Raw genomic sequence first — 26,405 nt, 5'->3', positions numbered from 1 at the left:
ATCCTTATAGTATATCACAATTTGCACTAAAAAGCAAACACGTCCGGCCCTCTCGCCAAGCTCATTGTTACTACCCCTGGACAAACAGAGGTGCTTCCTGTACAATACCGACTTGTAATAAGTTGTAACGACACAACAGGTCGCACATATCCTCCGGAGCGCATACATTTCTGCGATTACCGGGAGCAGCCTGTGAGGTGAAAGGATCAATCCAATGACAGTATCTGTCGATATCAAAGCATTGCTCGCCGCTGGCGCGCACTTCGGCCACAACACCAGCCGCTGGCACCCGGCCATGGCTCCCTATATCCACTCTAAGCGCCAGGGCATTCACATCATCGACCTGACCAAGACGGTCGAAGCGCTCGAAAAAGTCCTGCCGGTCGTCACCGAGACTGCTGCCCGCGGCCGCGCCGTCCTGTTCGTCGGCACCAAGCGCCAGGCTAAGGACATCGTCCGCACCGCTGCCGAAGAAATCGGCCAGCCCTTCGTCACCGAGCGCTGGATGGGCGGCATGCTGACCAACAGCGCCACTGTTAATACCCAGATCCGCCACCTGAAGCAGCTCGAGAACCGCATGGCAAGCGGCGACCTGGCCAAGCGCTTCAACAAGCTTGAAGTCCAGCGCTTCCAGGAAGAGATCGACAGCCTCAACCTCAAGTACGGCGGCATCAAGGAACTCAACGGCAAGCCGGGCCTGGTCTTTGTCACCGACATCATCGAAGACCGCAACGCCGTCCGCGAAGCCAAGAAGCTGGGCGTACCGGTCGCCGCCATCGTTGACAGCAATGCCAACCCCGGTGAGGTCGACTACCCGATTCCAGCCAACGACGACGCCATCCGCGCCCTCCAGCTGATCATCGGCTACATCGCCGAAGCCGCCCAGGAAGGCAAGAACGACAAGGCCGCCGCCGACGTGCGTGCTGCTGACGCCAAGACCGCTCCAGCTCAGAAATAACCAGTAACAGTACTAAAAAGGGAATACGACCATGGCAATCTCTCTCGATGACGTAAAGAAACTCAAGGAACTGACCGGTGTTGGCCTGACCGACGCCAAGACCGCCCTGACAGCAGCCGGCGGTGACTTTGACAATGCACTGGAAGAAATGCGCAAGAAGGGCCTGACCAAGGCCGAGAAGCGCGGCGAGCGCGAAGCCCGCGAAGGCCTGGTTGACTCGTATGTCCACAGCGGCCGTATCGGCGTCGTGGTGGAGGTCAACTGCGAGACCGACTTTGTCGCCCGGACCGACGACTTCAAGACCCTGGTCCACGATGTCGCCCTGCACATCTCCGCCTCCACCCCGCGCTACATCAGCCTCGAAGACGTACCGGCTGAGGAAAAAGAGCGCGTCACCGCTGAGTTCCGTGAGAAGGGTGCGAATGAAGGCAAGCCTGAGAACATGCTCGACAAGATCGTCGAGGGTCAGGTGGCCAAGTACTTCGCTGAAAAGACCCTGCTGGAGCAGCCGTTCATCAAGAATCCTGACCAGACTGTCGGCGCCCTCGTAAAGGAATACAACGCCAAGCTCGGTGAGAACATCGTCATCCGCCAGTTCAAGCGCATTGAGCTGGGCGTCAGTGAGTAGCGCGCGCCACGCCTAAATACCCACGCAGTGTGGGGTATGTGAAATCGGTCTATACCGATTTCAGCCTAACGCTTAAAGAGACTTCCAGTGGAAGTCTCTTTAAAAAGTGCCCCCACACTGCGTGGGTATTTAGGCGTGGCGGCACCTCACAAACGCTCGAGCTTGATGAGTGGCACGACGCACGCTGTCACGCCGGAGAAACTACCGGAGTTATTGGCCGGGTTGGTCATGGTGTAGGTGTTGCCGCCGGTCGAAGCGGCGGTCTTCAGTCCGCAGTTCAGGCCTTCGCCTTCCAGGAAGTAACGGAGCGAAAGGTCGCTTGCCACCCCGTCTATGACTGAGGCGTCGTACACCAGGAAGGGCGCGGAGTTCGAATTAGGGCCGATATACAGCAGTGGGTACGCCCCCGAGATGGATGAGCCATTCCGCATCCATGTCGTGACGACTGGTATGCTGCTACGGTAGACGGTAGTGCCTTCGTAATAGCAGTCGGGGGTGCTGTCGCTGTTGGCGTCAATCATGCCTTCGCCGATACAGGCACTTGTATCGACACCCCAGAAATTCGGTACCGGCCCCGCTTGCAGCCGCGCACTATATAAGGCTTTTTCGATTGTTTTGACGTACTGGATCCGTGACTGGTTGCGGCTGTTGCGCTGTATCTGGCGGAAGCTACTGATGACTATCAGTGCCAGGATGCCGATCACCACGATGACAATCAGTAATTCCACGATCGTGAAGCCACGGTTTTTGTTGGTGTGCATTGTGCTTATGATACCACAGCGGCCAGTCTCCATTGCGTGCATACATTGACTAAACATAAGCATTATGGTATATAAAAAGGTAGGTATACACTACGATCATGGTCCCACCCTCATCCCAGCCACCCTCCGACACCCCGCAGCACCACGTGCCGCTCTATAGCGATGAGTATTTCGCCGCCTTTGCCTCCGGCCATTCGCCGGCTGGGTCCCGTGCACCGACCGATCCGCCGTTCATGCACCCCGACCGGTCCGACGCCATGATGAAGAAGCGCCATGGCCGCCAGCGCCAGCTGTATTCCGTGCAGTCAGATGCATATATCCGTAAGTCTGATCAGCTGCGCAGCATTGAGAACCGTTTTCACCAGTACGGCCAGTTTGCCGGCCTGAGCGGCGACCAGACCAATGCCAACGCCATGCCGGATGCCTACAAGCAGGCCAAGCCGGCCGAATCGCGCCATGAGCAGGCGCTGCAGGCCATTGCCAAATCGCAGGGTGAAAAAGCGGCCACGGGCGAGAGCAAGGCGCCCGCCCAGGGCGTCGCCCGGCGCGAGTTCGTCGAGCCGCAGGCGCCGGCCGCCGCACCTGGCCAGAATAGCAGTGCCGGCCAAGGCCATAACGCCGGTTCGCAGACCATCTCCGGCCAGCAAACAGGTGCAGGCTACAAGCCCGGCCAGACCATCGCCAACCGCGTCTACCACGATTTCCGGCCGTCATTCCTCGATAAAGACCGCGGCTAGTCTTACGCCGCCAGCTCAAACTGGTCAGCCGTGCTGCGCGGTGCAAACTGCTGCCGCTGCGGCTGGTAGACGCGTGCCGGCTCTTCGAGGCCGTGCCGCAGCTGGGAGAGCTCGAAGGCCTGGATCGGTTCTTCGATCGGCGCCCATTGCCGGCCGTTTTCGGTGACATGCACCGTCTTGTGCCAGCGGCCGGCCAACTGGACGAACTGCTCGGTGACGGTGACGGAGCCGTCGTCGTACTGCATGTGTTCGGCTTGCCGGGTGATGACCAGCGGCGGAACGTGGGTTTCTTTGGCAAGGTCGTCCGGCGTTTCGGCGATGGTCAGGATGGTGGCGTTGCCCTCGATGTCGTGGGTGAGAACGCTGACCAGGCTGGTTTCCGGCTGGCCGGGCTCGTGATAGATGTGGTCGGCTTCGGCCTGTACAAGATGTTCGGCTGCATGGGCCAGGGCGCCGGATTCGACAAGCATTTCCTGGTCACGGTCAACTTCACCGCCGGGCAGGCGGGCTGGGCGCTCGGATTGTCCGGCGTGCGCAGCGAAAGCGACTCCAGAAGTAGTCATACTTTAATTATAGCACATTTAAATAAAATAGTCAAATAACCGCAGGTATCATGCATTGGTGAAACAGAGGTACCCCATGCTATACTGATACATATGTTCGATACCAAGCCATACGAAGACCGCCTCCAGACGGCAGTCGCCCACACTGAAGAAGAATTGAAGAAGCTGCGCACCGGCCGGGCCCATCCCAGCATGCTGGATGGGGTCATGGTCAACGCCTATGGTGCTTCGATGCCGCTGAACCAGGTTGGCAACGTCACCGTGGCTGACAGCCAGATGCTGCAGGTGACGCCGTTCGACCCCGGCACGCTGCAGGCTATCGCCGCCGCCATCCGCGACAACCAGAGCCTGGGCCTTAACCCCTCCGACGACGGCCGTATCATCCGCGTGCCGATTCCGGCCCTGACCACCGAGCGCCGCCAGGCAATGGTCAAGCAGCTGGGCGAGAAGGTCGAGGAATGCCGCATCGCCCTGCGTAATGTCCGCCATGATGCCCTCAAGGCCGCCAAGGCCGCCAAGGACAACAAAGAAATCACCGAGGACGACTACAAGCGCATCGAAAAAGGTTTTGATGACACCATGAACACTGTCCAATCCAAGCTCGACGGCGTCGCAAAGGCCAAGGAACAGGAGATTATGACGGTCTAAGCGGCAGCTCGCCGAGTCCTTCATACTGACGATTATGGACCAGGAATCTGCACCAGCCGTCCCGCGTCACGTCGGCATCATTGCCGATGGCAACCGTCGCTGGGCCAAACAGTTCGGGCTGCCGGCCTGGGAAGGGCATCTCGCCGGGTACAACGCCCTGAAGGACGCCATTTTCCAGCTGGTGGATGCTGACGTGGCGTACATTTCCACGTACATCTTCTCGACCGAGAACTGGCAGCGGCCGCGGCCCGAGGTGGCCAAGATCATGGAGATCACGCTGCGTATCTTCACCTCTGACCTTGATGAGTATATGCGCCGCGGCATCCGCATCCGGGTGCTGGGCATAAAGGACGGCCTCAGCGACAAGCTGGTGAGTGCCATCAATGATGCCGAGACCAAGAGTGCCCACCTGGCCGAGGCGACGCTCTGTATCTGCTTTAACTATGGCGGCCAGCGCGAGATCATCGATGCGACGCGGCGGCTGCTGGCGGAAGGGGTGGATCCCGAATCCGTCACCGAAGAGTCCTTTGCGCAGTACCTGTACGCGCCGGATGTGCCGCCGGTAGACATCGTGGTGCGCACCAGCGGCGAACACCGGCTGAGCAATTTCATGTTGTGGCGGGCGGCCTACAGCGAGTTCCTGTTCATCGATAAGTTTTTGCCGGACCTGCGCAGCGAGGACGTACAGGCCATCATTGATGCTTATGGCGGGCGACACCGCCGTTTTGGCGCATAGCTGCTATAATAATCTGCAAAGTGTAAGGGGAGAGTCAGTGGAAACAATCTTATTCATCGTAGGGATCATCCTGTTCATTCTGCTTGTTGTCATCCACGAGCTGGGGCATGCCATTGCAGCGCAGCGCAACGGGGTGGTGGTGGAGGAGTTCGGTATCGGCTTTCCGCCCAAGGCCTGGGGCAAAAAGCTGAAGAACGGGGTATTGTTCACCTTGAACTGGCTGCCGCTCGGTGGTTTCGTCAAGCTCAAAGGGGAGACTGATGATGCCCGCGGCAAAGGCACCTATGGCGCCGCACCGCTGGCGGTCAAGGCCAAGATCCTGCTTGCCGGCGTGGTCATGAACTGGGTGACGGCGGTGCTTATCTTTACGATCCTGGCGGTCACCGGCATGCCGCGCCTGGTGCCGGGACAGTTCACCGTCGCGGCTGATACGCGCGTGGTCAGCCAGCCGGTGGTGGCGCTGGCGGTAGAGAAGGGCAGCCCGGCCGACAAGGCGGGCATCCGGGATGGCGACACCATCCTGGCTATCAACGGCCAGGCCATCGCCTCGGACCAGCAGCTGCGCGATACGACGAAGGCCAACACCGGCCAGACCGTCAAGCTGACCTATGCCCGTGACGGCGCCGAGAAGACGGTCGATGTCGCCCTGCGCGACCAGAAGACCGGCCAGCTGGGCGTAGCGCCGTTCTTTCAGGAAATGACGTATTCCACCTGGTCGGCACCGCTTGTCGGCGTGGGGTTGACGGCGCAGCTGAGCGCCATGACGGTCGAAGGCGTCGGCAAGGCGCTGTGGAACCTGGTAGCCGGCCTTGCCCAGAAGATCATTCCAAGTGAGCAGGTGCAGAAACAGGCCAACGAAGCCCTGACGGAGGCTGGCGGCAGCGTCGCCGGGCCGGTGGGTATCATCAACCTGCTGCAACAGGTAGCCAAGAACATGGGGCTGGCTGGCGTGATGCTGATCATCGCGGTCATCTCGCTGACCCTGGCCGTCATGAACGTCCTGCCGATACCGGCGCTGGACGGCGGCCGCCTGTTTGTCACCCTGCTGTTCCGTGGGCTTAAGAAGCCGCTGCGCCGTGAGACGGAAGAGAAGATCCACGGCACTGGTTTCATCGTACTGATGCTGCTCTTTGTCGTCATTACGGTGCTCGACGTCTCGCGATTGGCCCGATAATGCCAGCCGCCCGGACGCAGCAGGGCGGCGCCTGGCAGCGGGTGCGGCTGGCCACGGCCGTCATGCTGTCGATGGTAGCTGCCTACTTTGGCAGTATGATACTGGCGGGGTGGCTGGTGCCGCCGGCTTCGAGTCTGCCATGGCTCTCCGGGACGGCGTATGCGGTAGTGGCGGGCGCGGTCTTCTACGGTCTGCTGGCCGCCGTCCTGCTGTTGCTGGCCCGGCAGGTATTCCAGGCTGGACGGGAGCATGTGGGAGTGGTGCGGGTGCGCCGCTGGCGCTATGCGGTCTTTTTGCCTGGCATACTGCTGCTGTACTACCTGTTCTCGTTTCTCGTCAGCGCCGGATTGCTGCTGCTTGTCCCGTCGGCGGAAGGGTCGGGGCAGGATATCGGTTTCCATCCGCAAGGCACTGCCGACCTGGCACTGACATTCTTCCTGTTAGTAGTGATGGCGCCGCTGGCGGAGGAATTCGTCTTCCGCGGCTACTTCTTCGGGCTGCTGCGGCGGGCGGTCAGCTTTCGGACGGCGGCCATCATCGTCAGCCTGTTGTTCGGCCTGGTGCATGTGCAGGACTTCGGTAATATCGCCTGGACCCTGGTGATCGATACGGCGGCGCTGAGCCTGGCGGCCTGCTGGCTGCGGGAGCGCAGCGGCCACATCTGGTTCGGCGTCCTGCTGCATAGTTTGAAAAATCTGGTGGCTTTTGTGTTATTGTTTATAGTGAACATATCCGCGGGCTAGCCAGTCCCGTGCGATAAGCATAGAGCAAGTATCACATGCGCGATATGACCACCCCACCAGCAATGACCATCATTCCGGCTATCCCGGCCTGCCGGCCGTAATTCTTTTTTCACCGCATTTTTTCTACAAACCAGACAACCAAGGATACAATCTATGAAAATGTCACGCTTATTTACTAAGACGCGCAAGCAGGCTCCTGCCGACGAGGTGGCCCGCAATGCTCAGCTGCTTATCAAGGCCGGCTACATCCACAAGGAGATGGCTGGCGTCTATGCCTACCTGCCGCTCGGTCTGAAGGTCATCGAGAACATCAAAGCCATCGTCCGCGAAGAGATGAACGCTACCGGCGGCCAGGAACTGATAATGACCAGCCTGCAGCGCAAAGAACTATGGGAAACCACCGACCGCTGGGATGACGAGAAGGTGGATGTCTGGTTCAAGTCCAGCCTGAAGAACGGCACCGAGGTCGGTTTTGGCTGGTCGCACGAAGAGCAGATCACCGAAATGATGAAGAATTACATCACCAGTTACCGCGACCTGCCCGCCAACGTCTACCAGTTCCAGACCAAGCTGCGCAACGAGCTGCGTGCCAAGAGCGGCATTATGCGCGGGCGCGAATTCGTCATGAAGGATGCCTACACCTACTCACGCAGCGACGAAGAGCACCAGAAGATCTACGACGCCATCACTGAGGCGTACCTGCGCGTCTTTGAGCGGGTCGGTCTGGGCGACGTCACCTTCGTCACCTTTGCCTCCGGCGGCGCCTTCACGCAGTACAGCCATGAGTTCCAGACACTCAGTGAAGCCGGTGAAGATATCGTTTTCCGCGTGCCGTCCACCGGCGAGACCTTCAACGAAGAAATTGCTCCCGCCAAAGCGGCGGCTGTCAAGGCCGACAAGGAATTGTTGCCGATGCAGTCAATCGAGGGCAAGGGCGTCATCGGCGTCGAGGCGCTGGCCAAGCAGATGGGCATCGCGCCTGAGAAGACCACCAAGACCATGCTGTATCAGGCCGCTGATGGCGCCGTCATCGCCGTGGTTATCCGTGGCGGCCGCAAGATCAACGAAGAAAAACTGGCGGCCATCGCCGGCTCATCAGTCAAGCTGGCCGACGAGGCCACGGTCAAGCGGGTGACTGGTGCCGAGATCGGCTACGCCGGCCTGCTGAACCTGCCTAGCGATGTCCGCATCATCGTTGACGATTCCTGCGCCGGCCTGACGAACTTCGAGATGGGCGCCAACAAGACCAATTACCACAACTGCAACGTCAACTGGGGGCGTGACCTGCCCGAGCCCGAGCAGTTCTACGACATCAAGATCGCGGTAAGCGGCGACCTGCACCCGGAGACCGGCGAGGTCTACGAAGTGCATAAGGCAGCAGAGGTGGGCAACATCTTCAGTTTCGGCACTACCAAGAGCGAGCAGCTTGGCCTGTACTTCTCGGACGAGGACGGCACTGAGCGGCCGGTCGTGCTGGGATCGTACGGCATCGGCATCACCCGGCTGATGGGCGTGCTGGTGGAGCATTTCGCCGACGAGCGCGGCATCGTCTGGCCGGAGAACGTCGCGCCGTACCAAGTGGTGCTGGTGCGGCTGGGCGCCAGTGACGAGGTCACAGCCGAAGCCGACGCGCTGTATGAAAAATTACAGTCAAGTGGCGTCACAGTATTGTACGATGATCGTGACGCCCGTGCCGGCGAGAAGTTTGCCGACGCCGACCTCATCGGTATCCCGCACCGGGTCGTCATCAGCGAAAAGCTTGTAGCAGCCGGAAAAGTTGAATACAAGCACCGTACCAAGGCCGAACCCGAACTGCTGACCACCAAAGAACTAGAGAAGCGCCTACGATCACCCATGAAGCACTGACGCATAGCATTGCAAAATAATAAAGAAAGAGATAGAATAAGTTTCCCAGCTCCTATCGGACACCCGACAGGATGCCTCCGGTTACCCCAAAGTTCCGGAGACCGGGGAGAAAGGAAGGTTGCATAACACCATGATTAAAAAAGATTACCAATTGACCAAAGACGGCAAGCTCGAGCTTGAGAACGAATTAGACGAACTGATCGGCCAGCGTGGCGTCATTGCCAGCAAGATCGCTACTGCCCGCGATTTTGGGGACCTGAGCGAAAACGCTGAGTACAGCGCCGCCAAGGACGAACAGTCCCAGGTAGAGACCCGTATCGCCGAGATTGAGAGTATTCTCAAGCACGCCACCATCATCAAGGGCGGCAAGGGAACCAAGGTCGGCATCGGCAGCACTGTCGAGATGAAGACCGAAGGCAAGACCGTCACCTACACCATCGTCGGTTCGGTCGAGGCTGATCCACTCGAGGGCAAGATCAGTAACGAATCGCCTATCGGCAGCGCCCTGATCGGCAAGAAGATCAGTGACAAGATTACCATCACTACCCCCAAAGGCAAGATGGAATACGAAATCACCAATCTGTCTTAAACCAGTGTGTATATGAAAGAGCGGTACCGGCGTATGCACGGTGCCGTTTCTTTTTTGTGGCGGGTGGCCCGACTGGAAAATACGGCTTCTAACAGATATACTGGAGGAATATGGCAACACTGAAAGACTACCGCAACGAACGGCTGAGGAAGCTTGATGAACTCAAGACGAAGGGAATCGATCCGTACCCGGCCAAGGCACACCGCAGCCACGAGCTGGGGGCTATTACTGCTGACTTTGCAACGCTCGAGAACACGGACGTCAGCGTGGTGGGGCGCGTCACGGCTATCCGTAAGTTCGGCAAGATCGCTTTCATCGCCGTCCGCGATGCCAGCGGCAGCCTGCAGCTGTTCCTGCGGGCCGACAACGTATCACCCTTGGATGTCGCGGCCGGTACTATCGGTTTTGCTGAACTGCCCCTGCTTGATACCGGTGATTTCATCGAGGCAGCCGGCCCGGTCATCAAAACCAAGACCGGGGAAGTCTCCGTCGATGTGCAGCGCCTGCGCCTGCTGACCAAAGCCCTGCGCCCGTTGCCGACCAGCTTTGACGGCCTCAAAGACAAAGAGGAGCGCCTGCGCCGCCGCTATGTCGACACCGCTATTAATGAAGAGGTGCGCCAGCGCTTCATCCGCCGCAGCCGCTTTTGGCAGGCCGCCCGTGAGTTCTTGCTGGCCGAAGGCTTCATCGAAATCAACGTGCCCGTCCTGGAGCACACCACCGGCGGAGCTGACGCCAATCCCTTCGTCACCCATATGGATGCGCTCGACGAGGAGTTCTACCTGCGCATCAGCCACGAACTGCCGTTGAAACGCCTGATCGGCGGCGGCTACGAAAAAGTCTTCGATATCGGCCCGCGCTTCCGCAACGAGAACTACTCCGATGAACACCTGCCGGAGCACGTTGCCATGGAGTGGTACTGGGCCTACGCCAACTGGGACCTCGGCATGGAACTCACGCAGCGGATGTTGCGGTGCATCGCCGATGCCACCTGGGGCACCCGCCAGTTTACATTGGCGAATGGCATGACGGTCGACTTTGGCAAAGACGGCACTGATTGGCCGCGTGTCAGCTTCGTCGAGGTCATCCGCGACCGTTACGGCATTGATGTGTTCAACTGTACGCTCACCGAAGTCCAGGCCAAGATAAAAGAACACAAGATTGAACTGGAGAAGGGCGACAACGTCGGCCGCTGCATCGATAAGCTGTGGAAGAAAGTCCGCGTCGAACTGGCCGGTCCGGCCTTTCTGGTGGATATCCCGACCTTCCTGCAGCCCCTTGCCAAGCTACAGGCCGCCGATGGCCGGCTGACCGAGCAGTTCAACCTGCTGCTGGGCGGCACCGAAGCCTGCAAGGCCTATAGCGAACTCAATGACCCGGTGGATCAGCTGAACCGTTTTCTGGAGCAGCAACAACTGCGTGACGCCGGTGACGATGAGGCCATGATGCTTGACATCGACTTCGTGGAGATGCTCGAATATGGTATGCCGCCAGCCTGCGGCTATGGCCATTCCGAGCGTCTCTTTTGGATTCTAGAGGGCGTCACCGCCCGTGAGGGCGTGCCGTTCCCGCAGCTGCGCCGCAGTGTCGATGACGTGACGCGCGGTATCTATCCTGAAGTGTTCAAGGCGGAAGGGTAGGCATCGATGCTCGAGGTGTCGGATAAAGAATTTGAACAGATGATTGCAGACGCCATGGACGAGCTGCCCGAGCACTACGCGCAGGAGATGAACAACGTCGCCATCACCTGGGACGACGAGCCGACGCCGCACCAGCGCGAGCAGCTCAAGCTCCGCTGCGATCAGACCCTGTTCGGCCTCTACGAAGGCATTCCACAGACTCATCGCGGTGCTGGCTATAACCTGGTATTGCCCGACAAGATCACCATTTTCAAACTGCCCATGCTGGCGGCTGTCAGTACCATGGAAGAGCTGCGCGGCCAGGTCAAGCACACGCTCTGGCACGAACTGGCACATCACTTCGGCCTGGAGCACCACCGCATCCACGAAATTGAGCGGCAGCGGCAGTCGCCGTTCGGCGATGCCGCGACCGCCTGAATGTAAGTCTTGAATTCCGGCTATGATAGGCGTAGTGTATTCATAGCGTCAAATAAAATCTTGAGAGAACACTATGGATATTTTCGGCTTTTGCGCGGCAGGCGTCTTCTTGGCGGGGTATACGCTCATTACTTTGGAACAGCGGCTCGGTACGCATAAATCGGCGATTGCCCTCTGCATGGGCACCGTCCTGTGGATTATCGCAGCAGTACAGCTGCACTCTAAAAACAGCGAACAACTCGAGGCGGCGGTGCATAACACTGGCGCCGAACTTTTTGGCATTGTCGCGTTTTTGCTGGGTGCCATGGCGTTGATTGAGATACTGGTGCATTACCGTCTGTTTGATCTGATCCGCTCAAAGCTTATTAAGCTGAAGGTCGGTGACAAGCAACAGTTCATCCTTATTATGGTCCTGACCTTCTCTTTCTCGGCCATCCTGGATAACATTGCCATCACCATCGTTATGTTGCAGATTGCCCGCCGGTTCTTCGAAGGCAAAAATCTGCTCGTCGCCGGCGCGGGCATCGTCATCGCTGCCAATGCCGGCGGTGCCTGGTCGCCGATCGGTGACGTGACGACAGTACTGCTCTGGCTGGCGGACAAGTTCACGGCAACGGAAGTGATCCGCTACGCATTCCTGCCGGCCTTCGCCATCTTCCTGACGGCGCTTGGCCTGCTGTATCGCCAGCTGGATAATGCCAGTTTCATGAAGCGCGAGGAAGGTGACGTCGTGAAGCTTTCATTGAGCGAGCGGCTGATCATCTCAACTGCGTTGCTCAGCTTCCTGCTACCGCTCGGCATGAATACTATCGGTCTGCCGCCGTATTTCGGATTGCTGTTTGGACTGGGTCTCACGTGGCTGATGATTGAAGGCGCTAAGACAAAAAGCCGCCACGATCACCAGACGCACATGACGGCAAACATCGAGAAACTGATGCAGGCCATCGATATCTCATCAATCAAGTTCATCATAGGTATCCTGCTCAGTGTCTCGGCGCTTGGCACTATCGGTGTGCTGGCGTTCCTTTCGGATATAGCCGTCGGGCAGTCGCCTTCGGATCTGCATCTGATCTATGTGAACATTGCCATCGGCCTGATGTCGAGTATTCTCGATAACTCGTCTCTCGTCGCCATGGCCATTACCGTCCTGCCGATGACCGATCCGGAGCTGTGGGCGTTGACGGCGCTGGCCGCCGGCACGGGCGGGTCCATTTTCATCATTGCCAGTGCTGCTGGCGTCGTGGCGATGGGAAGCCTGAAGCAGCTGGATTTTGGAACATACTTCCGCATCGGTACGCTGCCTGCGCTGGCCGGGTTCGCAGTCGGGATGGGCGTCTGGGCGGCGCAGTACTATCTGCTGTAGCCGGCCGCCAAAATGTTATATTTCACGTGAAAAGTAAGCATAAGTCAAATTAAGGTATAATCAGGACATGCCAGGGTATAAGGGTCATACCATCGGCGCGGCTGTGGCCTGCGCCATCTATGTCGCGGTGCTGACAGTATTGCCGTTCGCTTTTCTAACGTATACCAGCGGCTTGCTGACCGACTGGCAGCTGGTAGTAGGCCTGTTCATCGTGGCCGTGCTGTTCGGACTGTGGCCGGATATCGATACCAACTCCAAAGGCCAGGATATCTTTTATGGCCTGGCCTTTGGCGCTGATGTGCTCCTGATCTTCGCCGGGCAGTTCGAAGCGGCAGCCTACTTCGGCCTGCTCTGTATGATGCCGGTCCTGAGCCACCACCGCGGCTGGACCCATAGCAAGTGGGCCATGATGCTGGTGCCGTCACCGATCGTCATCATTCCATACCTGTACAAGGACGACGTCCTGCCGACGGCCCTGCTGGTGTACGGCGCCGCCGTCATCGGCTTCTTCAGCCACCTGCTCCTGGACGGCAAGATCGTCCGCTGGATTCACGTCAAAGGTCAGACCGGTTGGCGGGGATAAACGGCACGGGCATGAGTTTTGCAGCCGTGCAAGGCCGGCTTGTCCGCTGGTGGCGCGGTATCTTTCCGCGGCGCTACCGGCTGGCGGCGCCATTCGACCGTGGACCTCGGCGCGGCCCGACGGTGGTACTGCTCCATGGCATCGCCAATAATCATAAGGCCTGGGATTTTGTTCATCCGCATATCAGAAGCCGCTGCCGGGTAGTCGCACTAGACCTGTTGGGCTTTGGCGATTCGCCGGCGCCGCAGGATATCGGCTATACTGTGCAGGATCATGCCGATGCGGTCATCTATACGTTACGCAAGCTGCGCCTAAAGCGGAATGTCATCCTGGTGGGCCACTCCATGGGGGCGCTGATCGCCGTCGAGGTCGCCCGGCGGCAACCGCAGTTGTTCAGGCAGTTGATCCTTTGCAGTATGCCTGTCTATCGAACCGATAAGTTACTCGGGATTCTGCCCCGGCAGGATGCCGCCTATGTCGCCCTCTATAACTTTATTATGCAGCGGCAGGAATTCACTATCAAGACCTTTGAGCAGGTGCGGCGACTGGCTGGCAAGCTGGCGCCTGGTTTCGGGCTGACCGAGACGCAGTGGTATCCCTTTAAGCAGAGTCTGGCCAACACCATCATCGGCCAGACCACCCATGAGGACCTCTCGGGGCTGTCGGTGCCGGTGCGGCTGCTGGTGGGGCGGCTCGATATCTTCATCATCCAGCGGCATCTGGCCCGTTTGGCGCGCCGGCACGACAATATCACTTTGGTCAAGTTGTACGAGCCGCATGATGTGGGTGAGAACTTTGCGCGCTATGTGGCCGAAGAAATAGACGCCGCCGTAGAAGGGCGTCCGGTTGATGCCGGCCGGGTGCGCCGGGTGTTGCCCATCAAGCCTGTATTGAACAGTAACCGGCTGCGCCGTTAAGGCTGCAGCGCGCTGAACCACACCTGGCTGCCAGTGGTGGTATGGGCGGAAACGTCAGTGCCGCTGATGTAGTACAAAAAGCCGTTATACGCGTGGGCGGCACCGGCTTCGCGTTTGCTTGGCAACGAATAGATGGCGTTGCTCCAGGTGCCGATGGCGCCGGTGCCACTGTCGATGGGAGCGTAGTAGATCGAGCGGCTGACGGAGCCGCCGAGGACGTAGGCGTAGGAGTTGGTCATGGCCAGGCGGCCGCAGTCACGGTTGGCGGGTATCGGATAAGCGGTGAAGGCGCCGAGCGAGCCGTCGGCGTTGATGGTCGCCCGCAGCAGCTTGTTGAAGGTCAGCACGTACATGCGGCCGTTGACGATGGCGCTGTCCAGGCAGTATGGATCTTCGCCGTTGAACCAGTTGTTCTGGCTGGTCTCGCCGCTGAGCGCGCCTGTGCCGCTATTGATGGCATAGCGCGTCACTGCCGTATTGTTGGTGCTGTTGCCGTTGACGGAGTAGAGGCCGCCGATCAGGTAGAGCCAGCCGTTGTAGGCCTCCATGGTGGCGCCGTAGAGGTTGGTGACCGTGCTGGTGGCGGGGGAAATGTTCCAGCTGCTGGGCATTTCACCATTGGCCTGCGGCGTCGAATAATAGATGTTGGCGCGGTTATTGCCGCCGCCGGCATAGAAGCGCCCATTGTACACGGCCGCGGCGCCATGGCAGGATGCGAACGGCAGACCGAAGGTGGCAGTAGCGGCACTGGTGGTGCCGTTGGCATTAAGCGGTGAGTACGATATCGAGGCGGTAGAGGCCTGTGCGCTGTTGCAGCCGCCGATAGAGTACAGGTAATTATTATGAATCAGAGAACTGAGGCCTTCGCGGGCGTAGCTGGTGTTGTTGCCGGCGTACCAGATGTCGTTGCTGCCGGAGGGCAGCGAGCTGTTGCCGCCCTGGCCCTGCTTGATGATGTACCCGATCATGGCGACATCCTGCGGCGGGTTGGTGAGCGTGGTGGTGCCGAATTCTACGCGCGGTGTCAGCTGGCCGGGCGCGACGTTGATCTGGCTGGTGGCCCCGAACGTGACCATGTCGGTCGATTCGTTGACGGTCGTCCAATCAGTCCGTGTCCGCCAGCCGCTGATGCCGGTATCGCCCGGATCCTGGGCTTGCATCGCTGCCGCGCCCACCTTGATGTCGCCGGCGGCCGGAGTGCTGTCCAGTGCAAATGAGAAAGTGGCATCGCTGGTGGCGCTGTAAAAGGAGCTTTTAGGCGAGACGATGGCACCATCCGGATCGAAGTTCTTGTATTCATGGACGTACACGGTGTAGGCCCAGACTCTGGCGGAGCCGGCATCGACCGTCACCTGCAGGTTATTGGGAGCAGTGGCACCGACGAAGGCAGCGAAGGCTTTGACGGCCACGTCGCACGGCGCATTCTCGGTCGAGACACCCCTGCCTTCGACGGTACTCCATGACAGGCCGCCTCCGCTCAGCGTGACGGTACTGGCGGATGAGTCGAAGCTGTGGCTGGCGTCGCAGTCCTCGTCGACAACGACCGTGGCAATCAGCAGCGTCCTGGGTCGGGGAGTAAAGCTGTCGAGGGGCGTGTACGGTCCGGTGCCCCAGGCGCTGTTGCCGCCGGTCGATACCTGCAGGCGGCCGGTGCGCGTCAGTGACGAGGTGTTGGTGATGCCGGTAGGCGTGGCGGCGTCAATAAAGGCAACGTACTGGTTCTGGGCGATGCGGCGGGTGGCGGAGCCCTGTTTGATGATGACGTAGCCCGTACTGACAAAGCGGCCCTCCGACACTTCCTGCACTCTGAAAGTGGTGCAATAGCCCGGTTCGGTCAGGACGTACGGCGCCAGGGTGGGGCTGGTGTTGGCGCAGTCCGTGGGCGCGGCGCTGCCGCTGTAGGTATAGGAGGCGGCGACGCGGTTGTAGGCATATTCGATGCCGGATTGCGCCGCGTCGTTGGCCAGCCGCTTGTATAACTCGGTTTCCAAGGCCCGGCGGGCGATGTTGGCGGTATCGAAAATGGCGAAGCTCAGGATGGTCATGGCTGTCGTCAACATCAGGATCGAGGCCAGCAGGTAGCCGCTCGCAGGGGTGGCAGGGGAAGGTGTACGGCCCATCAGTCGTCAACATCCCCGCCGAGCGGCTTGATTGAGAAACGGTGGCTGTACGTGTAGTCTGCGCCGTCGACGAGGCGGGTAATGCCAAGCACAATGGTCAGGACGGTCGCGTCAGCAGTGGCGTCCGGGTATTCGCAGGCCTGCAGGTAATCTTCGGTCGATTCCGGTTCAGTGCCGACTGGACACAGCATGTTGGGGTGGTAGCCGGTAGTCGGCGTCTGGTAGCGTACTTCAAAGCGGCTGACATTCTCGGCGATCAGCCGGTCCTTGGGACAGCTGGTCTGGCCCGGGCTCGCCGGACAGGTCGGCACCTGGGCGGCGGTGCCGCAGATGTCGGGCGGTGTCGTGTCGGTCAGGGTGCGGCGGTATAATTTTTCGTCCTTCACGAAGAAGACGAAGTTGTAGACGAACGGGGGATTGCCGGTCATGGTGTTGACGTCGCAGCCGTTCTGGGCAAGCCGGATGATAGTGCGGTTGGGGTCAAGGGCATTGACGGTCGAGGTGGCCGGCATGGCCATGATGAGCGTCGAGTAGGGCTCCTCGTTGGTGGCTGCCCAGCCGCCGGGCGGCGCGGATGAATCAGTCACGCCGTCACTCAGAGCCATGACCGGGCCGTACCCGGTGCCGATGACCTCGCGCATCTGGTTCAGGCCGGCATTGACTTCGCTGACCACGTCCATGCGTCCGACCTGCTTGAGATTGTTCATATAGAGCGTCACCATGAAGGTATAGAGCGTTCCCATGATGATAGCGCTGATGGGAATGACGATCATCAGCTCCGAGAGGGTAAAGCCGCGTTGCCGGCGACGCCGCCAGGGAAGTTTAATAGTAGAGCCCTCCCGAGTAGCGCACGAAGGCGCTCATCGTCACGGTCTGGCGGTCATTCGGCGGCCCATACGAAATGCTGACATTCGCTTTCTGTAGCCCAGGTGCCTGGGTGGTCACCCAGCTGAGGCGGCGGTAGGTGCCGCGGGCTTCCGGCTGAGTGTAGTACGGGGTGGGGTCGCCCTCGGCGACGTTGAGGTCGGAATCGATGATGACATAGCGTTGCGCATCAGTGAAGCGTGCCTGGTCAAGGTAGCGTGCCGCCATGTTGATGGCGTAGGCACGCTCCAGCGTCGTCTGGGAGATGCGGACCGTCTGGTTGTATAAATCATAAAAGGCAAAAATCATAATCGTGCCGAGAATCAGCGTGATCATTGCCTCGACTAATGAAAAACCAGCTTGCGTATGTCCCATAATGTGCCGCTTCAAACGTTACATTAATCATAACCGTTTTAGGGGCGGCAGTAAAGAAGTACAACAGTCTGACGGGTGCCTGCGGACGTTACGGCTGAATCAGGCTGTACCACATCGAACTGTGGGCGTCGTAGGAGTGGTCGGCTACCATTGAGCCGTTCATAAAGTACAGGTACCCGTTGTGGTTGAGCAGGGCACCGGCCATACGCCGTGCCGGCAGCTTGTTGGTGCTCAGGCTGGTCCAGGCGCCAATGTCGCCGGTGGTCGGGTTGATGTCGGCGCGGTAGCCACCGTCAAAGACGGTAGAGCCGTTGGTGCCACCCCAGAAATACACCTTGTTGTTACTCGCCATGGTGATGCTGGCACAGGTGGCCTCGCCGCCGCTGACCGGCGGAATGCTCTCGTAGGATGGCGTACCCAGCGAGCCGTCGGCGTTGATGGTGGCGACCCGGATAGAGTACGGCGTCAGGACGACCATCTTGTTGTTGGTAATGAAGGAAGATGCACAGTATAGCCCCATCTCATCACCTTCGGCTACCGACTGCGGGACGAACCAACCCACCTGCTCGACGACACTGCCTAGCGCGCCCGTCGATGAGTTGATGGAGCGGCGGAAGACACTGTCATTATCAAAGTCGTCATACTGCCAACTGCCGGCCATGTAGTACAACCAGCCATTGTGGGCAATCATGGTGTGGCCCTCAAGCTCGGTTTCATGAATCGTCGTCTGAGAAGTCCAGGAACCAAGTGTGCCATTGGCATTGATAGTGGCATAGGCCGTCTTATCAGAAGTAGTGACGCCGCCCTGGACATAGATACGGCCGTTGTAAATGGCGGCGCCAGGGTGACAGGAGTTGAAAGGAATAGAGGTGGTAGCGTTCCAGGTACCCATGGTACCGTTGGCGTTGATGGGAGCGTAGTAGACGTTGCTGCGCGTCATATCATCGTCATCACAGCCGCTGATCATATACATGTAGCCATTGTGAATGAGGGCGGCGTGGCCTTCACGCGCGGGTGGGGCATTAGTGGACAGCCAGGGGTTGTTGTCGCCGGATTGCGGACCGCTGGCAACCGAGCCGTCATGTTTGACGATATAGCCACTATAGACCGTATCCTGCGGGTCGTCCCAAAGCGGATTGGCAAAACGCCATTCGACGGTCGCCGCCGTCGATCCAGTGCGGCCGATCAGCTGGCTTGTCACACCCCAGGCCGGCGTGCTGGTGGTGGCCCGCAGTTGCGTCCAGCCTGTACGGACATCAAAGCCGCTGCTGCCGGAATCGATGACATCCTGGGACTGCATGGCGCTTACACCCATGACATAGTCTCCCGCTGCCGGCGCCTGCGGCAGGGCAAGCGCCCAGGTAGCGCCAGGTGCTGACGACCGGCCACTGGAGGCAGCGCCGAACACCGGCGTCGTCGGGTCGTAATTGATGAACTGGTTGACGTAGACGGTATACGCCCAGACGCGGCTGCTGCCCGCATCGACGGTGATATTCATGTTGGCCGGCGCCGTGCTGGGCACGATGGCGTAGAACGAACGGGTAGCGGTGTCGCACGGGGCATCGTCTGAGTTGCGGGAGCGGCCGGTGATGGCCGTCCAAGTGAGGCCGCCGCCGGCGATCGTCACCTCAGTGGCGCCTGAGGTCAGGGTGTAGGCGGAGCAGTTATCATCGACGATGACATTGGCAACCAACAGGCTGCTGCCGGCCGGCGTGAAGGTGCCGCCGGTGGTCCAGGGTCCCGTGCCCCACTCGGTGGAGCCGCCGGAATCAGCGTAGAGGACCTCGGTGCGGGTCAGCGGACCGCCGCCACCACCGCCACCGCCACCACCGCCACCGCCCGCCAGGGCGGCATCGATGAAAGCGACATACTGCTGCTGGACGACAGGGATGGCCGTAGCGCCGGTGACGCGCAGGACATAGCCGGTGCTGACGAACTTACCATCGGATGTCTCCTGTACGGTGAATGTCGAGCAGATACCCGACGCATTGATGAGGTAGGGCGAAAGCGAGACATTACTGTTGCTGCAGGTGGTGGGGGCGGTGGTACCGGTATAACCAGGCGTGGAAGCCACCCGGTCGTAGGCAAACTCAATGCCGGATTGAGCGGCGTCGCTGGCCATCCGCTTGTATAGCTGCGTCTCCACGGACCGCCTCGAAGTGTTGGCGGCATCAAAGACGGCAAAACTGAGAATGGTCAGGGCGGTCGTCAGCATCAGGGCGGAGGCGAGCAGGTAGCCGCCGGTAGTAGGGGTGGTGGTGCGAGATAAGGATTTCATTCGTGTCTGTTGTTTACGGTTGTAGTGGGCTGTACCACAGGTTACTCAAGGCGTTGGAATGGACTGCTGTCGATGAGCCATTCATGTAATACAGGTACCCATTGTTGAACAGCAACGCACCAGCCGTGCGCGGGCCGATCATCGGCTCCGTATTCAGTGCGGTCCAGGCACCGATGTCGCCGGTGACGGGATCAATGTCGGCGCGGTAGCCAGTGTCGGATACGCTTGAATTGTGAGCGCCGCCCCAGTAGTAGACCTTGTTGTTGGTGGCCATCAGGAAACCGGCGCACTCGGACCTGCCGCCCGTTACCGGTGGCAGACTTTCATACGATGGCGTACCGAGCGATCCGTCACCATTGATGGTCGCTACCCGGATGCGCCAAGGGCTCTGAATGACAATCTTATTGCCAGTAACGAACGCAGTGGCGCAGTACATGCCTCCGTCCTGGCCTTCGGCGGTTACCTGGGGAACGAACCAGTCTATCTGTGCGGTCACACCCCCAAGCGCTCCGGTCGAGGGGTCGATAGGGCGGCGGTAGACGTTGTAATTGTCGTAGGCTGCATTATCCCAGGTGCCGGCGAGGTAATACATCCAGCCGTTGTGAGCCACCATGGCGTGCCCTGCCAGCCAGGACTGGGTGCTGGAAGAACTGGTGGACCAGCTGCCGACCGTACCGTTGGCATTGAGGGTGGCATAGGCCGTGTTTGCATAGCCGATTTCGCCACCTTGGACATATAGCCGGCCGTTGTAAATGGTGGCAGCCTGATGGCAGGTAGAGAAGGGCAGCACAGTGGTTGCCGTCCAAGTCCCAACCGTGCCATTGGCGTTGATGGGAGCGTAGTAGACGGTATTGGTGTTGTTCATACTGCTGTTACAGCCACCGATCATATACATATAGCCGTTATGGACCAGCCCGGAGATACCTTCACGTGCCAGCGGGGCATTGGTAGAGAGCCAGGCACCGTTGTCACCGCTCACGGGGCCGCTGCTACCACCACCGCAGTTGGTCGTCGAGCCATCATGCTTGATGATGTAGCCGCTATAGACCGTATCCTGCGGCTCATCCCAGAGCGGGTTGGCATAGCGCCATTCAACGGTCGCTGCCGTCGTGCCGGTCCGCCCGATCAACTGGCTGGTGACACTATAGGCCGGCGTCGCCGTCGTCGCCTTATACTGCGTCCAGCCGGCGCGCATGCCAAACCCGCTGCTGTTGGAATCGCCTATGTCCTGAGCCTGTATGCCCGCCACGCCCATCACCACGTCACATTGGGCTGGCGTGTCAGGCAAGGACAGTGCCCAAGTGGCACCAGAGGCGGCTGAACGGCCACTAGAGGCAGCACCGGTGATCGGTGTCGTCGTATTGTAATTCGTGTACTGGTTGATGTAGATGGTATAGGCCCATATGCGGCCTCCGGTCGTATCGGCCGTGACGGTCATATTGCTCGGGGGCGTGCTGGGCACGATGGCATAGAACGTGCGGACGGCAGTATCGCAGGGTGCATCATCAGAGGTGCGTGCCCGGCCTGTCAGCGCCGTCCAGGTCAGGCCGCCGCCGCTGAAGGTGACCTCGGTAGCACCTGAAGTGAAGGTGTAGTTACTGTAGCAGCCCTCGTCGACTAAGACGTTGGCTATCAATAGACTGCCCCCGGTCGGCGTGAAGGTACTGCTTGGGGTGTACGCGCCTGAACCGAACTCGCTATTGCCACCGGTGTCGGCGTACAGGACTTCAGTCCGCGTCAGTGGGCCGCCGCCACCGCCACCACCAGGTGCTGCCGCCAGTGCTGCATCAATGTGGGCCACATACTGCTGCTGGACAAGCCCAAGATTAGCACCGCTGCCGGCCCGGTATACGTAGCCGGTGCTGACAAACTTGCCATCGGCCGTCTCTTCGACCTTGAAGGTCGAGCAGACGCCTCCTGCATTGATCAGGTAGGGCGCGAGTGTGTTGTTGGAGTTGTTACAGTCGGTCGGAGCGTTGGTGCCGGTGTAGCCTGGCGTTGAAGCTACCTGGTCGTAGGCGAATTCAATGCCTGACTGTGCCGCGTCATTGGCCATCCGCTTATACAGCTCCCGCTCCAGCGAGTTGCGAGAGTTGCTGGCCGCATCAAACACGGCGAAGCTGAGGATGGTCATGGCCGTGGTCAGCATCAATACTGATGCCAAAAGGTATCCACGCTCGTCGTCGCCTCCAGTAAGTGTCCGCATCTATTCGTCCTCATCTCCAGTAAAGTTGCCAACGGTGAAACGGTGTGCATATGCGAAGTCTTTGCCATCGATCCGCCGCGCCTGCTCAAGTACGACCGTCACTACGGACGCGCCGGCAATCGTGTCGGAATCACAGAGGTATAGCACATCTTCCGCAGTGTTCTGATTGAAGGTGGAGCCTGCCGGGCAGCTCTCACTCGGGGCATTGCCGACGGTACCTACCTGGTAGCGGGCTTCAAACTTCGTGACGTGGGTGGCGAGCAGCGTATCCTTGACGCAGTTTGCCGGTGCCGTTACGTAGGTAGGGCAGGTCATGGTCTGGATGGGCGTCTGGCAGAGTGACGGCGGTGTCGAGTCCATGACATTGCGGCGGTAAAGGTTATTTTCGTGCACATAGTAGACCGCCCGGTACGAATATACTGGGTTGGATGCCATGGCTGCCGCCGTGCAGCCGTTCTGGTTGATACGCACCAGCTCGCGGTTGGGGTTGACGGTCGGTGCCGTCGTGGTCGGCATCTTGACGATCAGGGTTGAGAAGGGAGTGCTGCTGCTCCCGGCCCAGCTACCACCCCCGGGAGGCCCGTACGAATCGGTGACATCGCCGCCAAGGTTGGCTGACGGCCCCATGCTTAACGCAATATCTTCCCGCATGATGTTCAGCGAAGCATTGACCTGACTGACGACGTCCAGCCGCCCGATATGCTTGAGGTTATTCATGTACAAGGTCACCATGAACATGTACAACGTTCCCATGACGATGGCGCTGATAGGAATGACAATCATCAGCTCCGACAGCGTGAAGCCGCCATCCCGCCGCTGCTGGCCTTGCTGCCGTCGCATCAGAAGTACATCCCCCCGTCATACCGGATGAATGCTTTGAGCGTCACCGTCTTACGGGCGTTCGGCGGCCCGTATGTGATGGTGGTAGTGCGCAGTTGCAGCGTGGGCGTGTAGTTGGTGGTCCAGGATTGCTCGCGGAACTTGCCGCGGGCTTCGGGCATGTACTGCATCTGGGCCAGCTCTGCCTGGTTGGAGGCCGTCTCCGTGTCCGTGTCGTAGTAGCGCAGACTGGCGGTGTAGCGCCCTTCATCGAGGTAACGGGCGGCCATGTTCAGAGCGTAGGCCCGCTCCAAGGTGTCCTGCGAAATGCGGACCGTCTGGGTGTATAGGTCATAAAAAGCGAAGATGACGATACTGCCTAGCACCATCGTGATAATCGCCTCCACCAACGAAAAACCGTCTTGTTTGGATTGTTCCATGTTTGCCCTCAAGTGTCCCCTCAATCATAACCGTTTTGGATTGCCGGGTAAAGTCTTGCGGACCATTGGAGAATATTGCCGCGGTTGCGACTACGGGTTGCATCAGGGCATGCCACCGCCACAATCGCTCACCATGCTGGATATACGGTGAGCGGCTCTGGGGGTGGGAGACAGAGGTGCATCTCCCGGGGCGTCGTCGTTGACGCCCCCTGTATTCATTTGTATGCCTGGGTCGCGATGAGCACGAGCCCCAGCACCGCAACAACGAACATGCTGGCCAGCGACCCGGCGGCGCCGAGAAATATCATGACGTTGCCGCCGTCCAGTACGGTGCCGATCATCGACAAGTAGTCTCCCTTGAACGTGGAGTCCTTGTGGATGATGAACAGCTGCAGGCTGAAGCCGATGAAGCCGCAGGCCAGGACCAGCTCGGCGATGGCCATCGATACGAAGGCGGGGATCACGGCGACTCCTCTGTCTCGAATTGTGGCCGCGTCAGGCGACACGGCAACAAAGAGCAGGTGAGTGCTCTTATATTATAATTATATCACAAAATTGTTAAAAAAGCAATAACACATTGAAAGAAGGTGCAGTACAAAGAATTTGCCCTGGTGGCGCCGGTACTTGCCCGGCGCCACCAGCATTGGCTACCGCCTCTCCCAGACCGGCAGCAACATCACGCCGAAGCCGGTCAGGCTGACCACCACCATGGCGAACGAGCCGAGGGCGAAGTCGCCCAGATTCTCTTCACTGGTGCGGATCAGCGTCAGGAACGAGCCGGCACCCTTGAGGGAGTGGTCGACGCTCAAGACGGCGAACAGCAGGTTGATGCCGCCCACGACCGCGACGGCGGCCAGGACGAGCATGAGCAGGATGCGCAGTGCGAGGGGCACAGGAACCTCTGTCTCATCGGTGGGATCCGGATACTGTGTCGGCGAACGGTTTCCCGGTAGCCAGCTTACAACTACATCACAATATTGAGTTTTAATCAATAAAACGCTGTCATTCAAGCGTCAGATGCAGTATAATCAACCCCAATAGCAACAGCCTCGGGCACGCCTGCACGCCATATCGGTGGCGCGGGCCGCATGTCGGTGGGGAAGTCATCAAGGAACATCATGAGCACTAACAACACCCAGGATCCGCAGCAGATCCGCAATATCGCCATTATCGCCCACGTCGACCATGGCAAGACGACGCTGGTGGACGGGCTGCTGAAGCAGTCGCACACCTTCCGCGACAACCAGGCCGAGATGAGCCAGGATCTCATCATGGACTCTGGCGACCAGGAGCGCGAGCGCGGCATCACCATTACTGCAAAAGTGACTGCAGTACAGCATGGTGAGTACCGCATCAACATCATCGACACCCCGGGCCACGCCGATTTCTCCGGTGAGGTCGAGCGCACGCTGAACATGGCCGATGGCTGCCTGTTGATCGTCGACGCCCAGGAAGGCCCGATGCCGCAGACCAAGTTCGTGCTGGGCAAGGCGCTGGCCGCCGAACTCAAACCTATCGTCGTCATCAACAAGATTGACAAACCGGGCAGCCGTATCCAGGAAGTCGAGGATGAGCTGGCCGACCTGTTCCTGGAGTTGGCCGTACACGAGGACCAGCTGCACTACCCGGTGTATTACGCCATCGGCCGCGCCGGCAAAGCTTGGACCGAGGTACCGGAAAATCCTGAGTCTGATGCAGACCTGGCACCCATCTTTGACGCTATTATCAACAAGGTCCCGGCCCCACAGGTCGAACTCGACAAACCCTTCCAGATGCTGGTGACCGCCTTGTCCTGGGATAGCTTCAAGGGCAAGTACGCTGTGGGACGCATCACCCGCGGGCAGATCCGCGCTGGCGACCCCGTCATGCTCTGTAAGAAGGATGGCAGCCAGGTGCGCGCCAAAGTCGAGGCCGTCTACATGAGCCACGGCGTCAGCAAGTTCGAGGTTCCGGGCGGCATCGCCGGCGATATCGTCCAGCTGACCGGCATTGCCGGGGCAGGTATCGGTGAGACCATCGCTGATGTCAACCAGCCGGAAGCCTTGCCCGTCCTTGAGGTAGAGGCCCCGACGCTGCAGATTTATCTTGGGCCGAACACCTCGCCGTTCAAGGGGCAAGAGGGTGACTTTACCACTGGCCGCCAGATCGGCGACCGCCTGGAGAAAGAGCTGGAGACGAATGTCGGGCTGCGCGTCGAGCAGAGCGAGATCGGTTTCCTTGTCTCCGGCCGCGGCGAGCTGCACCTGAGCGTGCTGATTGAGACCATGCGCCGCGAAGGCTATGAATTCGAAGTCGGCCGCCCGCAGGTCGTCACCATCGAAAAAGACGGCCAAGTCATGGAGCCGGTCGAAGAAGTCATCATCGAAGTGCCGGCCGAGCACGTCGGCAGCGTCCAGATGGAACTGGGCACCCGCCGCGCCATCCTCAAGGAGCAGTTCAACGCTGCCGGCAAGGGCGTCACCAAGCTGGTGTATGAAATGCCGACCCGCGCGCTCTTGGGCATGCGCAGCGTGCTTATCACCAATACCAAGGGCACCATCATCATGAACAGCCTGGTCACCGGCTACCAGCCGCTGGGCGCAGCCCTGCAGCAGCTGCGCAACGGCGTGCTGATTGCCTATGAGAACGGCGTGACCACGGCCTACTCGCTGGAGAATGCCGAAGCCCGCGGTACCTGTTTTGTCGGGCCGGGCGCCAAGGTGTATGCCGGCCAGATCGTCGGGCTGAACCGCCGCGGCGAAGATATGGAAATCAATGTCTGCAAGGCAAAGCACCTGACCAACATGCGCAGCTCCAGCAGCGACGGGGTCATCCAGCTGACGCCGCCGACCATCTTCAGCCTGGAACAGTGCCTCGACTTCCTCGAAAATGACGAACTGCTTGAGGTCACTCCTAAGAACCTCCGTCTCCGCAAGCGCGAGCTTGACCCGAACATGCGCAAACGCCAGAAGTAGCTTATACTGGGGGCAGAAGGAGGAGC

Annotated in this window: 26 protein-coding genes; 15 read left to right on the top strand and 11 right to left on the bottom strand. The window is 59.5% G+C overall.

The genetic code is table 11. The annotated features are described in order from the left end of the window. The first annotated feature begins 214 nt into the window (after positions 1-214). Both rpsB and JNJ66_05370 read left to right on the top strand, forming a co-directional pair. On the top strand, positions 215-958 hold the full coding sequence (rpsB, locus tag JNJ66_05375; protein MBL8159866.1) for a 30S ribosomal protein S2: 744 nt from the start codon (positions 215-217) through the stop codon (positions 956-958). A gap of 31 nt (positions 959-989) precedes the next feature. Further along, positions 990-1,586 (top strand): elongation factor Ts, encoded by a 597-nt coding sequence (locus JNJ66_05370; protein ID MBL8159865.1) that lies wholly within the window; start codon positions 990-992, stop codon positions 1,584-1,586. Positions 1,587-1,732: 146 nt separating this feature from the next. On the opposite strand, the gene JNJ66_05365 is transcribed toward JNJ66_05370, so the two are convergent. Beyond that, positions 1,733-2,347, bottom strand: coding sequence for a type II secretion system protein (locus tag JNJ66_05365; GenBank protein MBL8159864.1), 615 nt, complete (start codon positions 2,345-2,347; stop codon positions 1,733-1,735). A gap of 98 nt (positions 2,348-2,445) precedes the next feature. On the opposite strand from JNJ66_05365, the gene JNJ66_05360 reads away from it, so the two are divergent. Then, complete coding sequence (locus JNJ66_05360; protein MBL8159863.1) at positions 2,446-3,084, top strand: hypothetical protein; 639 nt, start codon at positions 2,446-2,448, stop codon at positions 3,082-3,084. A gap of 2 nt (positions 3,085-3,086) precedes the next feature. On the opposite strand, the gene JNJ66_05355 is transcribed toward JNJ66_05360, so the two are convergent. Beyond that, positions 3,087-3,647: a hypothetical protein gene (locus JNJ66_05355; GenBank protein MBL8159862.1), complete on the bottom strand. Its 561-nt coding sequence runs from the start codon at positions 3,645-3,647 to the stop codon at positions 3,087-3,089. Positions 3,648-3,740: 93 nt separating this feature from the next. On the opposite strand from JNJ66_05355, the gene frr reads away from it, so the two are divergent. From frr to JNJ66_05300, 11 genes are all read left to right on the top strand, one after another. Further along, entirely contained in the window at positions 3,741-4,295 is a 555-nt protein-coding gene (frr, locus tag JNJ66_05350) for a ribosome recycling factor (protein ID MBL8159861.1), read from the top strand. 34 nt (positions 4,296-4,329) lie between these two features. Beyond that, complete coding sequence (gene uppS / locus JNJ66_05345; protein ID MBL8159860.1) at positions 4,330-5,031, top strand: di-trans,poly-cis-decaprenylcistransferase; 702 nt, start codon at positions 4,330-4,332, stop codon at positions 5,029-5,031. Positions 5,032-5,068: 37 nt separating this feature from the next. Beyond that, on the top strand, positions 5,069-6,205 hold the full coding sequence (locus tag JNJ66_05340; protein MBL8159859.1) for a site-2 protease family protein: 1,137 nt from the start codon (positions 5,069-5,071) through the stop codon (positions 6,203-6,205). Then, positions 6,205-6,948, top strand: coding sequence for a CPBP family intramembrane metalloprotease (locus tag JNJ66_05335; GenBank protein MBL8159858.1), 744 nt, complete (start codon positions 6,205-6,207; stop codon positions 6,946-6,948). Before JNJ66_05340 ends, JNJ66_05335 begins: the two co-directional genes overlap by 1 nt. 153 nt (positions 6,949-7,101) lie before the next feature. Continuing rightward, positions 7,102-8,814, top strand: coding sequence for a proline--tRNA ligase (gene proS, locus JNJ66_05330; GenBank protein MBL8159857.1), 1,713 nt, complete (start codon positions 7,102-7,104; stop codon positions 8,812-8,814). A gap of 130 nt (positions 8,815-8,944) precedes the next feature. Further along, a complete protein-coding gene (greA, locus tag JNJ66_05325) occupies positions 8,945-9,403 on the top strand; it encodes a transcription elongation factor GreA (protein MBL8159856.1) in 459 nt (152 codons plus the stop codon). A 110-nt stretch (positions 9,404-9,513) separates the two neighbouring features. After that, positions 9,514-11,043, top strand: coding sequence for a lysine--tRNA ligase (locus JNJ66_05320; GenBank protein MBL8159855.1), 1,530 nt, complete (start codon positions 9,514-9,516; stop codon positions 11,041-11,043). Positions 11,044-11,049: 6 nt separating this feature from the next. Further along, the gene (locus JNJ66_05315) at positions 11,050-11,460 is read left to right on the top strand and encodes a metallopeptidase family protein (protein ID MBL8159854.1); all 411 of its coding nucleotides are present in this window, start codon (positions 11,050-11,052) and stop codon (positions 11,458-11,460) included. A gap of 73 nt (positions 11,461-11,533) precedes the next feature. After that, positions 11,534-12,823, top strand: a complete 1,290-nt coding sequence (gene nhaD, locus JNJ66_05310) for a sodium:proton antiporter NhaD (protein ID MBL8159853.1) — start codon at positions 11,534-11,536, stop codon at positions 12,821-12,823. 67 nt (positions 12,824-12,890) lie between these two features. Further along, positions 12,891-13,406, top strand: a complete 516-nt coding sequence (locus JNJ66_05305; protein ID MBL8159852.1) for a metal-dependent hydrolase — start codon at positions 12,891-12,893, stop codon at positions 13,404-13,406. An 11-nt stretch (positions 13,407-13,417) separates the two neighbouring features. Further along, on the top strand, positions 13,418-14,323 hold the full coding sequence (locus tag JNJ66_05300) for an alpha/beta fold hydrolase (GenBank protein ID MBL8159851.1): 906 nt from the start codon (positions 13,418-13,420) through the stop codon (positions 14,321-14,323). Here JNJ66_05300 and JNJ66_05295 read toward each other — a convergent pair. The 9 genes from JNJ66_05295 to JNJ66_05255 all read right to left on the bottom strand — a co-directional run bounded on the left by JNJ66_05295 (position 14,320) and on the right by JNJ66_05255 (position 24,318). Next, the gene (locus JNJ66_05295) at positions 14,320-16,443 is read right to left on the bottom strand and encodes a hypothetical protein (GenBank protein ID MBL8159850.1); all 2,124 of its coding nucleotides are present in this window, start codon (positions 16,441-16,443) and stop codon (positions 14,320-14,322) included. The genes JNJ66_05300 and JNJ66_05295 overlap by 4 nt on opposite strands. Beyond that, positions 16,443-17,216, bottom strand: a complete 774-nt coding sequence (locus JNJ66_05290) for a hypothetical protein (protein ID MBL8159849.1) — start codon at positions 17,214-17,216, stop codon at positions 16,443-16,445. The genes JNJ66_05295 and JNJ66_05290 overlap by 1 nt, the downstream gene beginning before the upstream one ends. A 49-nt stretch (positions 17,217-17,265) precedes the next feature. Next, positions 17,266-17,682, bottom strand: coding sequence for a prepilin-type N-terminal cleavage/methylation domain-containing protein (locus JNJ66_05285; protein ID MBL8159848.1), 417 nt, complete (start codon positions 17,680-17,682; stop codon positions 17,266-17,268). An 88-nt stretch (positions 17,683-17,770) separates the two neighbouring features. After that, positions 17,771-19,960 carry a hypothetical protein gene (locus JNJ66_05280; GenBank protein ID MBL8159847.1) on the bottom strand — a complete coding sequence of 730 codons (2,190 nt, stop codon included), beginning with the start codon at positions 19,958-19,960 and terminating at the stop codon, positions 17,771-17,773. 13 nt (positions 19,961-19,973) lie between these two features. After that, positions 19,974-22,166, bottom strand: coding sequence for a hypothetical protein (locus tag JNJ66_05275; GenBank protein ID MBL8159846.1), 2,193 nt, complete (start codon positions 22,164-22,166; stop codon positions 19,974-19,976). After that, complete coding sequence (locus tag JNJ66_05270) at positions 22,167-23,006, bottom strand: prepilin-type N-terminal cleavage/methylation domain-containing protein (protein ID MBL8159845.1); 840 nt, start codon at positions 23,004-23,006, stop codon at positions 22,167-22,169. Beyond that, positions 23,006-23,425, bottom strand: coding sequence for a prepilin-type N-terminal cleavage/methylation domain-containing protein (locus JNJ66_05265; GenBank protein ID MBL8159844.1), 420 nt, complete (start codon positions 23,423-23,425; stop codon positions 23,006-23,008). Before JNJ66_05265 ends, JNJ66_05270 begins: the two co-directional genes overlap by 1 nt. Before the next feature lie 215 nt (positions 23,426-23,640). After that, positions 23,641-23,889 carry a hypothetical protein gene (locus tag JNJ66_05260; protein MBL8159843.1) on the bottom strand — a complete coding sequence of 83 codons (249 nt, stop codon included), beginning with the start codon at positions 23,887-23,889 and terminating at the stop codon, positions 23,641-23,643. 183 nt (positions 23,890-24,072) lie between these two features. Then, entirely contained in the window at positions 24,073-24,318 is a 246-nt protein-coding gene (locus JNJ66_05255) for a hypothetical protein (protein MBL8159842.1), read from the bottom strand. A 225-nt stretch (positions 24,319-24,543) separates the two neighbouring features. On the opposite strand from JNJ66_05255, the gene typA reads away from it, so the two are divergent. Beyond that, a complete protein-coding gene (gene typA / locus JNJ66_05250) occupies positions 24,544-26,379 on the top strand; it encodes a translational GTPase TypA (protein ID MBL8159841.1) in 1,836 nt (611 codons plus the stop codon). The last annotated feature ends 26 nt before the right edge of the window (positions 26,380-26,405 follow it).

The sequence above is a fragment of the Candidatus Saccharibacteria bacterium genome, from assembly GCA_016789455.1.
GTDB lineage: Bacteria > Patescibacteriota > Saccharimonadia > Saccharimonadales > Saccharimonadaceae > CAIJKY01.
This window is presented reverse-complemented; position numbering and strand designations above follow the sequence as displayed.